Raw genomic sequence first — 12,661 nt, 5'->3', positions numbered from 1 at the left:
GCTGCTGCCCAATTTGATCGCCACTCAGGAGACAACCCCCTTGCCAGATTTGATGATTCAGGCTCAGCCCCCTCTAGAATTTATCCCACCGAATTTTAATCCCTTAGTGCTAAGAGTCGCCCAACAAGTGCTGCCGATGTGGAGGCGTCGGCACACAGCGATTAGCCAAATTGAAGCAGACAACGTCGAGGTTTTGGTCGATTTATATCGTCAGTTTCAGGAGGGTAAAATTCGTTTCTTAATGGCGTTTCGGCATCCCAGTGTTGATGACCCCCTTTGTCTGGCTCACTTGCTGTGGCGGTTGGTACCCCAGGTTGCCAAACAACAGGGGATATCGTTACAGTCCCCCATTCATAGCCATTTTATTTATGATCGGGGCATTCCTCTGTGGGCGGGTTCACAAATGGCTTGGCTCTATTCTCGATTGGGTGGCACTCCGATCCAGCGGGGTAAGGCCGATTGGATGGGGTTACGCTCGATTCGTCACTTATTTGCCAATGGTCAGTTTCCGATGTTGGCTTCCCCTGAAGGAGCGACGAATGGACATAATGAGATTATCAGTCCCCTAGAACCGGGGATTGCACAATTTGGATTTTGGTGTGCTGAAGATGTACACAAAGCAGATCGAACCCAAGAGGTGTGCATTTTACCCATCGGAATTCAGTATCGTTACGTTGAAGCGCCCTGGAAAGCCATAGAAAAGCTGTTAAGCGAATTAGAAGCGGCGAGTGGTTTACCCGTTGAGGAGGGAAGCTTAGAGTTAACCCCTGCCACTCAAACCCTAACCCCGAAAGCTCAAAACTGGCTTTATTGCAGGCTTTATCGTTTGAGCGATCGCTTATTGTCGTTCATGGAAGAGTTTTACACTCGCTTCTATCATCAAACCTTGCCAACGGTGACAGGGGATACCACTCCTCCCTCCCCAGAGTCAGCAACCCACCTCAATGAAGGGTTAGCCGTTCGCCTCCAAGCCTTACTCAACGTGGCGCTACAGGTAGCCGAAGAGTATTTTGACTTGTCTGCGAAGGGGAGTTTAATTGATCGCTGTCGTCGGTTAGAGCAAGCAGGCTGGAATTATATCTATCGAGAAGAGTTGAAGAATGTTAAAGCCATTTCTCCTTTGGAGAGAGGATTAGCCGATCGCATTGCGGAGGAAGCCAACTTGCGGATGTGGCACATGCGTTTAGTGGAAACGTTTGTGGCTGTTACTGGCTACTACGTGATTGAAAAGCCTACCGTAGAGCGATTTGCTGAGACGACCTTACTATTATGGGATATGGTCACTCGCATTAAGGGTCATAGCCCTTTTCAGCGCCCTCGCTTAGGCCGACAACGGGTACAGATGACCATTGGGCAGCCTCTATCGGTTTCAGAACGCTATCCTATGTATCAGGCGAGTCGTCAGGGTGCTCGACAAGCGGTGGCGGATCTCACTGAAGACCTGCAAAAAGCGATGGAATCGCTGATCTCGTCAGAAGCCTAATGGGGTGATGCGATCGCACAGTTTGTAGTAAGCGCTTAGTCCTGAAGCCCAATACTGAAATTGATGAATCTGACCGAAGTTAACCATGCGTATTCTTGCCATCGGCGATATTCACGGATGCTCAACAGCATTTGATACCCTGCTCTCTAGGGTTAAGCTACAGCCAACCGATACTATCATCACCCTTGGCGATTATGTAGACCGAGGGCCAAACTCGAAAGGCATCCTGAATCGGTTAATCAAACTACACCAGAAAGGACAGCTTGTTGCGTTACGAGGCAATCATGAACTGATGATGCTGGCGGCACGTTTCAGTCGTAGGGAGGAATCCCTATGGCGCTGTCGGGGTGGCAAAGAGACGCTCACATCTTACTCGAAATCGAACCAAGTGGCTAAGCTTAAGGATATCCCCGCTCGCCACTGGCACTTTATAGAAAATGTCTGTGTAGACTGGTACGAAACCGATACTCACTTTTTTGTCCATGCCAACGTCCATCCCGATATACCGCTAGCAAAGCAGTCCGCAAGCATGTTGTTCTGGGAGAAATTTGGCAATCCAGTCCCACACATTTCCGGCAAAACCATGGTTTGTGGGCATACGAGTCAAAAAAGTGGCTTGCCGGTCAATCGGGGGCACGCGATTTGTATTGATACGAGAGTTTACAGCAAGGGCTGGTTAACGTGTTTGGATGTGACCAGTGGTAAAATCTGGCAAGCGAATCAGGCCGGTCGTGTACGAACAGCCTGGATTGAGCAGTTTGCCGCCTATTCAACTCATGTTAGATTTTAGTTTTGAGATTAATTTTCCTTTCCCATGACTAGCGGCAAAACTGGTCGGAGAAACTCCAATCCCATCTAAAATTCCTCCTTACCAAGGACTGCCAATCATCGTAAAACCAGCCCAAAAATAGGGATGTGTCAAATTCCGGGTTCCTAGCTTGACCAGTTCTGGTGGTAAAGGTACAGTCTCTTTACCCGAAAACAGCTTACCTTCTTTGAGAGAAACTTGCCCTCTGAGCATCGCTATTTGTGCCTGTTGCAGCGCTCCTGCTTTAATGGGTGATACTTTCAACTGCTGGTATAGCTGTGTCATGAGGGCTAAAGTTCCTTCATCACTCACAGACCAGAGGGATGCGATCGCTGATTTTACCCCAGCTTGTACGGCTAACCCCGCAAAACCTAACTCGGCTTGCTGATCTCCCAACGCTGTCTTACAGGCGCTCAATACCAACAACTCCACAGGTGGATTACCCCAACCTAGCCCAGGCAATTGGTCTAGCTGTAGCTTCGTATCCCAAAATTCAATGTAAGAGTTGCCTGGTGCTCCGGCACGGAAGGTGGCATGGGTTGCCAGGTGAATCAATCCAAAAGGCTTTTGCTCTCGTTGTTCCTTCAGATTCGCTAGGGTAAAGTTATCGTTCAGGAATGCCTTGCCCTGCCACAAAGAAGGTGTAATGAGCGATAACTCGACAGGTACCGCCGGTAAAGGGCTTTTCTCTGGGAATTTTGACGCTCCCATCGCCAGAACTTGTAAGTCTTTAATGCTCTTGTAGTTCGTATCAGTAATCAGACTGAGACTAGGCATCAAGCCAAGGCTATATTTCTCAACCAGAAACTGTTGACCATCATAAAGAGCCGCGATGGGAAGAGATCGCAAGCCGCTATCCATGATGAAAGACAGATTTTGGATACCTCGTGCTTTGATCTCAGCATCCAGAGGAGCGATTAGCCATTGATAGAGTTGTTTACTAGGAGCCTCGTAGTCACGTCCACTTTGAGCATTCGTCACTTCAGACTGAAATTGATAAACCACTTGGAGAACGTTCTCTCGCGTTGCTCCAGTTACTTGACGACGAATCGGTTCACCCTCCCCTGTCACCAACACTAATTCCAACTGGTATGAAGAATTTGGAGTTTCAAGGTTTGAGTTTTGGTCTGGAGTTGATACATTGCTTACCCCATTGGCTACAATCCGTTGAGGCACAAAGGTTGCATAAATGAGTGCGGGTTTGACGCCAGTTGCTTTCTCCACTTTACGAAGAATATTACGAGCGTCTGCCAGAGTTACAGTCGGAGTCTTGTCAGGGTGCCCAAAATATTGCTCGAATTGATTTGTCAAAGGTTCTTCCAGAGAAGACACTAAATTAGGCTTCACTTCACTTGAAGACGAGTTCCCGACTAACTGTTGTGGTGATGAGCTCGTTGTTGGCGAATCGCTGGTTCCACCCAGATGAACATGATTAGTATTCCCCTGCCCTGATGGATTATTTGCTCCACCACTATTGGGTGAATTGGGTGTACTGCCATCGGATGTAGCCACTGTGCTGCTACGGGATGTCGTGCTGGTAGTGGCACTAGATTGATGATTTGCGATGCCACTGGGTGTAGTCACAGTGCTATCAGTGGACGTACAGGATAGACAGGTATTAGAAGTACTGTTTGTACTTCCGCCAGAAGCATTATCTTTACTACCTCCGGCGGGAGTAGTGATACTGTCACCGGAGGTAGTCGTTGTACTACCCGATGAAGGAGTCGTTTTACTGCCGCCTGTAGGTGTTGGTGTTGGAGTTGTGGTACCGCCCGTTGGTGTTGGAGTCGTTGTACCACCTGTTGGTGTTGGAGTTGTGGTACCGCCTGTTGGTGTTGGAGTTGTGGTACCGCCTGTTGGTGTTGGAGTTGTGGTACCGCCTGTTGGTGTTGGAGTTGTGGTACCGCCCGTTGGTGTTGGAGTTGTGGTACCACCCGTTGGTGTTGGAGTTGTGGTACCGCCCGTTGGTGTTGGAGTTGTGGTACCGCCCGTTGGTGTTGGAGTTGTGGTACCGCCCGTTGGTGTTGGAGTTGTGGTACCGCCCGTTGGTGTTGGAGTTGTGGTACCACCTGTTGGTGTTGGAGTTGTGGTACCGCCTGGTGGTGTTGGAGTTGTGGTACCGCCTGGTGGTGTTGGAGTTGTGGTACCGCCTGGTGGGGGAGTTGTGGTACCACCCGTTGGTGGAGGAGTCGTTGTGCCGCCTGGTGGGGGAGTTGTGCCGCCTGGTGGGGGAGTTGTGGTACCACCCGTTGGTGGAGGAGTCGTTGTGCCGCCTGGTGGTGTTGGAGTCGTGGTACCGCCCGTTGGTGTTGGAGTTGTGGTACCGCCTGGTGGGGGAGTTGTGCCGCCTGGTGGGGGAGTTGTGGTACCACCCGTTGGTGGAGGAGTCGTTGTGCCGCCTGGTGGGGGAGTTGTGCCGCCTGGTGGGGGAGTCGTCGTACCGCCTGTTGGTGGAGGAGTGTTGGTGCCCCCTAGATTCTGCATGATTACAGGGCTGCTTGCTTGATTTCCCGTTCCAAAGTTATTCCAATTCAATTCGCCGTGTGTAACGGTGCCAGCGCCGATCATCGTTATAGAACCGGAATTGCCTGCGTTCAGGTTGGTTGTATTGACATTTTCAACTTGAATGTTGCCCCCAGCGGATAACAATGAGACAGAACCCGCATTTCCCGCACCCAAATCTCTGGCGTTGATATCGCCGGTCGTAATGTTACCTTGGGCGGTCAACCTCACATGCCCAGCATCACCTACACTTTGATCCGAAGTATTGATATTCCCTACATTAATGCTCCCTGCTGCCTTCAGAATCAGCGATGGAGTAGTGGTCAAAATCACATAATCTGGATCGGTAGTAGGAATCGAGAGAGTATCCGGTTGGGTAATCGTAATATCTCCGGCTGTAATAGTGCCACCTGAATCTACCTTGAGAGCCGCCCCTGTGTAGTTGCCTAGGGCAATATTACCTCCGGAGGTAATGATGGGGTCATAATAGCTGTAGACGTTGGCGGGGCCGCCTGATAAGTTGTGAAACAAGATACTCCCCCCACTCTGGGAGTGACTATCAAAAGAAATAATTCCATCACTGACAAAACTCAAGTTGCCACCACTTTGAAAGGGGGGTATATATGGAGTATTCAGTGCCAGGATGTCAATCTCGTAATTACCCTGAATATAAAGGTTCCCTCCTGCCTGGGCGAGGAAAGGATTGGTGGCTGTATCTCTCACCATCACTGTATTCTGCGCCAGTAGATTCAAGTCACCTGTTGTTTGCAACTGGCTTTCTACTAAAATCAGATTATTTTGAGCGGACACCGTGGCTGTTTGGGCTGTTACACTTCCTTTGATCACCACATCTCCGTTGTGGATGGGAATATTCGACCCCGTCAGTTCTACCTGACCTGAACTATTAACTGCCAAACCCGTAGATTGACCGCTGCCTGTCAATAGCTGGGGTAAGGTACTAGGAGTGATCGTGGAGACTTCTGAGGCTGGAACCTCTAGGCTGAGCACGTTCCCAGGGGCACTCAGGAGTACTGTACTCTGACCAGGAACAGCCGTAATGTTAATTTGTCCTCCTGGCGCATTTAATTGACCCGTACTGACTACCGTACCGCCCACCAAAGATAAGTTGTTCCCCTGGCTGACACTCAGTTGACCCATATTCACCACTGCCCCTGGTGTCTGGGATGTGGCAAAGTTGAAGTTACTAGGTTGACCGACCAAGGTCGCGTAGTTATTGGGTTCGGTGGCGCTGAATAACTGATTATTATCAAGGCCAATACCCGTCGCTGTAGTCGCGGTGAACGAAGCTGGAACGTTCAAGCTGGCATTGGGGCCAAACACAATCCCCGCCGGGTTCATGATGTAGAGATTGGAACTGCCGCCCGTAACTTGGATGAGTCCGTTAATATAAGAAGCACTGCCCCCCGTAACGCGGGTCAGAATATTCTGGATCGTTGGGTTAGAGAGGAAGTTGGCAATCTGACCTTGATCCAAACCAAACTGGCTGAAGCTGTGGAAAAGATTTGCCCCTGACTGAGTGCCGCCTTGAATATCAAATTGCTGGGGATTGTTGTTAGGAGTAACAATAGTACCTGTACCATCGGAAGCTGGAACGATGGATTGTGCCTGCGCTATATTCCATGGACACATCAGGCACACAACCCAAGGGAGCAGCGATAGACCAATGTTTTTGGCTTTGTGTACCCAATTGACCTTAATCCCCAAAGGACAGAGCGGTTGACCTTTGGATATCATAGGATCTTTTCTTTTCGCAGGATTGGTGACCAGCCATCCGCTGACTGTAAACACAGGACATTTCCCCTAGTTTTTTGAGATTTAACACGCTGTTGCTACAACGTGTCGCACTGTTAGATCAACTCCAGCCTCCGAATTACAGGAATACAGAAATTCGGTTAGACTGCACCCATTCGTTACTTAATCACTACTTCGGTTCTGACCGTTTGTCAGATTGTAGTGCAAAAAATTTTTATATTATCTACTTCACTAGTATTTTAAGCTAGCTTAGTCCTGTTTATGCTCACAAGTTATCCTCTCTAGGGTGCAATTTAGTGACTTGAAAACTTGACAGCTTACCGAACTCAACCAAACGGGTCTTTGAGGAGAGGACTGATCGGGTCTTATCGCTTTGTCGCCTGAGCCAGGATTACCAGTAAGTTATTGACCTAGTGCAAGAAGGCAGAAGGTAAGGACGCTTGTACACTAAGCTTTTTATACCTTTTTGGACTGGTGGGTTATTTCTGCCGCGCTGCACTAGTACATCTTAGCCAATTGAATTGATATGTTGATACCGACGACTACCTTGGGATCACATTCGTCTTACAACTGGCTGACAACAGGTTCTCTCAACCCAACGGCTTCAGGCGAACCAACAACCAAACGCAACTGATTCCAGCAAAGTGTTAACCAAGGATGGTCTAAGCCTAAACTGGCAAAAGGACTCTCCGTCGGTACTTGCAATTGTGTCGCGATTAGGCTCATGTGAGACTCAAAATGACTTTTAAATAACAAAATAGAATCCGATTTCGTGCTAAAAGCATTGGCACTTAATGGTACCTGCAACTCGAAGTTGGGTGGGTTGTAGCTAAACTGGCACAGGGTTCGTTCTTGTTGACGAACTAGGAGGCGATTTTTATACTCTGTATTGGCAAAATTCTGTTTCTCCCAAGTAAATTCCGCTAATTCCTTCGGTAATCCCCAAATATTTCGACCCCCTGCCACCGAATCAGCATTATCTACATAAATATGGGAAACCCAGCCCCCAATTTGGCCTGAATAGCTGACTAAACCAGCGATAACGATGAGTTCGCTATATTCCAATACAGACCCTGTACCGTAATGAGAAACATAAATCCCACCTACGGTTTTTCCCGGCAAAACACAAACGAGTTCAAACTGTGGCGGGATAAATGGACGTACTTTTTTAGCATCGAGTAACTGGCAGGTTTGGAGTGCATAGCCCTGAAGTGTCCAAGGTGCCTTAGGGTACGTCATCTTTATTCAATGATTAATGATCATATTTAGTTGTATTAAGCCTTTTTCTTAAACAAATAAACATCATCACGTAGATAGGTTAATTGAAATGTTGGTGTCTTTTGGAGTCGCTCCAATAATTTGGCTACCACTTGTGGAGAACTATCGATGCCGGGATGACGCCCATTTAGCAAGACATACTCAAATTCAGCTAAGTCAGCTAACTCAGAACCTTTGATTGCCAGCTTAAACCGGGGACGGTGGGATAGATGGGGAGCTACATGAGCTGGGACTAATATACTGCTTTGGGTTGGGATCTGAGCAATAGCCTCTCGCGTTGCTTGCCATGTATCAAGGGATTGTAGATATCGAGACCCAAAATAACCAAACTTGGCTAAAGCGATAAACGCCACCAACGACCACAAAATGATTCCCCGCTTACTTTGCACCCACCCCTTACCATCGGCAAGCGTTGAAATGACTGCCAACAATAAAAAAGGCAGCGCTGGAACAGAATACTGGTGGATTAAATCTTTTTGAAGTTGGTAATCGGTGAGAAAGTTCATCGCCAACGTGGGAATTGTACCGACCAAAGGCGTCAGGTGCTGGGGTGAAAGTCCCCAAATGACTGGCGACAACAACAGGACTATATATTCCAGGTTAGGCAAAGTAAAGACCTTGCTCAGCACCAACCCTGGTTTCAGGAAGAGATTGAGGATAATTTCTGGAAGTGAATTTCCTAAGTCAGCATAACGCGCCACTGCGATCGGGCCACTACCGATGAAGGAGGGGATGATGACTTTTGTGGCAATTAAAAACCAGGCAACACCTGCAAAAAGAGCAATAGCACCACACAAACGCTTCTTTTCAAACACCAGCAGCCACAAACCCATTGCCGCCACAGTCAGCGATAAACCATCCCTACACCCCAAAATGAAGACGATACCCACACAAAACCATCCCACACGGTCGCAGCGTGCTGCCAGTACGACGGCCAGAAATACTGGGAGTGCCATCACTTCCGGGTGGAAATCGAACAGATTTACGTTAAAAACAACGGGGTACAGCAGATACACCACTGCCATTGCGATCGCAATAGATTCTTTTAACCCGGCTTGACGAGCTAAACTCCAGGTAGGCCAAGCACCCATCGCTAAAGAAATGGCTTGCACGGCAAATAGCCAGTAAACCGTTGGGTAAATTTTGTACAAGCCCGCCAGCAGATAAACAATCCATTCAGCGTGCCCTCCGAGAATATGCATTCCAGAGAAAGAAATAATCGGTGGCTGTCCCTGACTAATTAAGTAAATGGCTTGGTCAAACCATCCTAGATCGTAGGCTGTGGATTGGATCAGGACGTGTCGTAAGCTACTGCAAAGGAAAAGAATTAAGGCACTCACGCCAATCATCCAACCTACAGAGTTGATCTGTAGCTTCCCTAAAAATGAGGGAAGGGTATATGCACTTGCTCTTCGAGCATTTACCGGAAATTCTGGCATGAAACGTTCCAACGTGGCTGGCTACGAAAGACTTATCCACTATACAAACAGAGACAAACAGAGGCTTTGAATTATCTTACTTATACGCCAACCGTTAATTCCCAGCTTTTGAGGATACCCGTATCCATCGGCGCATAATCGATCGCCTGCAACTGCCAAACCCCCGCCGCCGATTTATTCAGAAATTGCTTAAGGGCCGGTGTCGTTTCCACAGAATAGGTTTTTTGTAACTGAGTTAATGAACCCAGCGTGCGATTTTGCAACAAAACAACCTGACCATTGGGCGCTTTCAAAGTTACCTCAATATCTCCCAAAAAGTCGTGTTGAATATCGACAGTAACCTGAATCTCTCGCACGGCTGCCGAATCATTGATTTGAATCGTACTCGTAACGCCTTGAGGGTTGTCATCAGGAATTGCCACACGGTTGTCATTGCGTCCAGAGACACGCCGAATACCGGATTGGGGAGTTTGGGGTGTTTTTTGTTGGGCGGCTTGTACGGCGTTAAAGGCATTGACTTTGCCATAGCCAAACCACTGAGAGTGACCGTTCGTATCGTAAGTACCCAGTCGCATCCCCAACTGGGGATCGGCGTCACGGTCAACAATTTTATCCGCTGTTTCTTGGAGAATACGCTTGACTTCTTGGGCTGTGAGGTCGGGGTTAGCACTGAGAACCAGTGCCGCAACGCCAGCCACAACTGGACAGGCACTAGAGGTACCACCAAAAGTACTCACATAATCCCCTGATTCATAACCTAGCGCCCCTACTAAGTCAGCGCTGAACATCCCTAATCCTGGAAGTGGCACCGTCAGTTCGGGTGCTGTACTGATATAGCCTGTGCGTTCAAACCACATTCCCGGCGGCGCGTTGTTGCTAGGAGCACAGACGGAGACATTCGTTCCCCAGTTACTATAAGCGGATTTTTTGCTCAGGCTGGTACAAGCGGAAACGGTAATCACGTCGGGATGAATCGTGAAGCCACCTAACCAGTTGGTGGGTCCTTTGAGCAAATCGTTAGGCCAACTTCTCTCATAAACCGTACCACTGACAGGGCGATTGGCATTCCCCGCCGCAAACACAATGACACAACCTTTCCCCTGACGCCCTTTGGTGGCAGCACGAGTGAGGGCAGCGCGTTGGCGGAGGGAGAGGGGAAAGTAAACGGCAGCCGGTCCCCAACTGCAAGAAATGACACTGGCGTTCTGGGCGATGCAATAGTCAAACAATTGTTCAATCGTGTCATCATCCAGGAATCCAGTTGTGCGGATGGGCATCAAAGCACAACCCGGAGCAACACCCGCAATCCCCACGCCGTTTTCTTCCGCAACAGCGATTCCCGCGCAGGCAGTGCCATGACTTTCTTCTGAGATTTCCGGCAGTGGCAAGAAGTCATTATCTTTAAAGTCTTTGGGGGCGACAATTTTGCCCGTTCCCTGAAAATCTGAGTGGTTTAAGTCAATGGCATCATCGGCGACGGCGACAACAATCGAGCGATTGCCACGGGTAATATCCCAGGCTTTTTCGGCATGAATATGGGAATTTGCCGCCAGCATTGAGCCGCCCGAATGATTGAGATACCATTGCTTCGGATAGTAGGGGTCTTTGGGGCGATAATGAGCTTCTTTGGGGATGACAATTTCGGGTTCAGCGATCAGAATTTCTGGACGCCCCATGAGTCGGTTGGCGATTTTGACCGGATTTTCTGTGGCGTTAGGGGTGAGTTGAAAGACGAAAGTGTTGGGGATGCCATCCACAGGTTTGACGGTTTGAAGACCAAATTCTGCGGCAACGCTGGCGATCGCCTCCTCCTCTGTTTCTTCAGTAAATTGAATGGTGAGTTGATCGGTCAGATAAATCAGTGTTTCTGGATTATTTCTGAGTTGATAAACATGACTGACAAAGACGCTAGAATCACTTTCCCTGGCGGCTTGCATCACCTGATCTCGCTGCTTCGGGGCGACTTTAAATTCTTCGAGGTGGGCGTGAGGAATAGTTTGTTCGTATTCGGCAGACAACGCTTGTACTAACGCTTCTCCTGCTGCTTCGGAGGTGGGGCGAACGGTGAAGCGATCGCTCACTTTCGCCATCGCCAGTTCTTCACCTCCCCGTTGCAGAAGTACACCTACACTTCGTTCTGGGACACTCCCTGTTGAGTGAGAATCCTCTGGTAAAGACTCTGGACGACTGGTCATCGGTTATACTCCTTAAGTCCAAAATTTTACATCTGGAAGGTTAGGAAACTTTCAGACAGTGATTTCAGTCTAACCCTCGCATGACTTTGGCTCTTGCCATACCAGAAAACTGAACCTTTAATCACAGTCTGGCAATGATAAGATACCCAAAGTTTAGATACGTTTTATATTCCAATACCCCCACAATTCTTTCATGGTCTCCTCTGGAACTGTTCGTAGCTTTGGCTTTTCCTGCCTAGTCTGTTTACCTTTCACAGCAGCTTTGGCATTGCTGCCACCCGCACAGGCTCAAAATTCTGTGCCTGCGCTTCCAGAAGGTGCCAGTGATACCCAACCTGACTTGACCGATCCTAATAATATGCGACCCTTGAATCAGGATGGCAGCATCCTGAGTCTGCAAGGCGGGCAAAATTTGATGGAAGAGGCGAGTAATGCCATTAGTAGCCAGAACTATCCTTTGGCTGCGAAAAAACTCCAAGATGCACGTCAAGTCTTCAACCAGCTATCTACTTTTCATTTACAACTGTCTTCCAGTTTCTCAGGAATCGATAACCCGATTTACGAAGCCCAGCGAAAAAAAGCCCTAGAAACCGCTGAAAAGCGAGATGAAGCCACCTATCAGCTAGCCCTGGTACACCGGGCGCAAAATCAGCCCGAATTGGCAGTACCCTTGTTGATTCAGATTATTCGTTCTCAGAACCCAACCCGTGACTTGGGTAAAAAAGCTTATCAGCAACTGCTTGAGTTAGGCTTTGTGGATTCACCCTATCCCAAACCTCGCCGTGGCGAGTCTACCTCCTCCACGACTCCTGATAAGTAAATTATTATATGTGAGACGTTTGAACAGAAGCGGGAGTTGCAATGATTAGCCTACAGCAAGTTGAGGCTTTGATTAAGGCCGGGATACCCGATGCTCAAGTGCAGGTGCAAGATTTAACCGGTGGCGGTGATCATCTTCAAGCCATTGTCGTTTCATCCCAGTTTGAAGGCAAGTCTCTGGTAAAACAGCACCAGCTAGTTTATGGGGCTGTGCGTCAGGCGATGGATACGGAAGCGATTCATGCCTTAGCCCTCAAAACCTACACCCCGGAAGCCTGGAAAGCGACAGGTCAAGTTGTTTAAACGACGAGAATGCTAGAGTTGAGTTCTCTCTACAGTCTCTAAACTAAGGCTATACAAGATA

Annotated in this window: 8 protein-coding genes; 4 read left to right on the top strand and 4 right to left on the bottom strand. The window is 48.6% G+C overall.

Translation table 11 applies throughout. The annotated features are described in order from the left end of the window. The first annotated feature begins 40 nt into the window (after nucleotides 1–40). Both MIC7113_RS07340 and MIC7113_RS07335 read left to right on the top strand, forming a co-directional pair. Complete coding sequence (locus MIC7113_RS07340) at nucleotides 41–1,483, top strand: 1-acyl-sn-glycerol-3-phosphate acyltransferase (RefSeq protein WP_041780560.1); 1,443 nt, start codon at nucleotides 41–43, stop codon at nucleotides 1,481–1,483. 85 nt (nucleotides 1,484–1,568) lie between these two features. Further along, nucleotides 1,569–2,273, top strand: coding sequence for a metallophosphoesterase family protein (locus MIC7113_RS07335; protein WP_015181539.1), 705 nt, complete (start codon nucleotides 1,569–1,571; stop codon nucleotides 2,271–2,273). A 78-nt stretch (nucleotides 2,274–2,351) separates the two neighbouring features. Here the strand turns inward: MIC7113_RS07335 and MIC7113_RS33130 are convergent, their stop codons facing one another. The 4 genes from MIC7113_RS33130 to MIC7113_RS07305 all read right to left on the bottom strand — a co-directional run bounded on the left by MIC7113_RS33130 (nucleotide 2,352) and on the right by MIC7113_RS07305 (nucleotide 11,478). Continuing rightward, complete coding sequence (locus MIC7113_RS33130; RefSeq protein ID WP_155897956.1) at nucleotides 2,352–6,548, bottom strand: CHAT domain-containing protein; 4,197 nt, start codon at nucleotides 6,546–6,548, stop codon at nucleotides 2,352–2,354. Between the two features lie 582 nt (nucleotides 6,549–7,130). Continuing rightward, nucleotides 7,131–7,805, bottom strand: coding sequence for an acetoacetate decarboxylase family protein (locus MIC7113_RS07315; RefSeq protein ID WP_015181537.1), 675 nt, complete (start codon nucleotides 7,803–7,805; stop codon nucleotides 7,131–7,133). A gap of 35 nt (nucleotides 7,806–7,840) precedes the next feature. Continuing rightward, nucleotides 7,841–9,283 carry a DUF2079 domain-containing protein gene (locus MIC7113_RS07310; protein WP_015181536.1) on the bottom strand — a complete coding sequence of 481 codons (1,443 nt, stop codon included), beginning with the start codon at nucleotides 9,281–9,283 and terminating at the stop codon, nucleotides 7,841–7,843. 80 nt (nucleotides 9,284–9,363) lie between these two features. Beyond that, entirely contained in the window at nucleotides 9,364–11,478 is a 2,115-nt protein-coding gene (locus tag MIC7113_RS07305) for a S8 family serine peptidase (RefSeq protein WP_015181535.1), read from the bottom strand. Between the two features lie 193 nt (nucleotides 11,479–11,671). On the opposite strand from MIC7113_RS07305, the gene MIC7113_RS07300 reads away from it, so the two are divergent. Beyond that, nucleotides 11,672–12,298 carry a hypothetical protein gene (locus MIC7113_RS07300; protein ID WP_015181534.1) on the top strand — a complete coding sequence of 209 codons (627 nt, stop codon included), beginning with the start codon at nucleotides 11,672–11,674 and terminating at the stop codon, nucleotides 12,296–12,298. A 41-nt stretch (nucleotides 12,299–12,339) separates the two neighbouring features. Continuing rightward, the gene (locus MIC7113_RS07295; RefSeq protein WP_015181533.1) at nucleotides 12,340–12,600 is read left to right on the top strand and encodes a BolA family protein; all 261 of its coding nucleotides are present in this window, start codon (nucleotides 12,340–12,342) and stop codon (nucleotides 12,598–12,600) included. Nucleotides 12,601–12,661 lie beyond the last annotated feature (61 nt).

The sequence above is a fragment of the Allocoleopsis franciscana PCC 7113 genome (assembly GCF_000317515.1).
In the GTDB taxonomy this organism is placed as follows: domain Bacteria; phylum Cyanobacteriota; class Cyanobacteriia; order Cyanobacteriales; family Coleofasciculaceae; genus Allocoleopsis; species Allocoleopsis franciscana.
The sequence above is the reverse complement of the archived record's forward strand: the minus strand, read 5'-3'. Positions and strand labels throughout refer to the sequence as shown.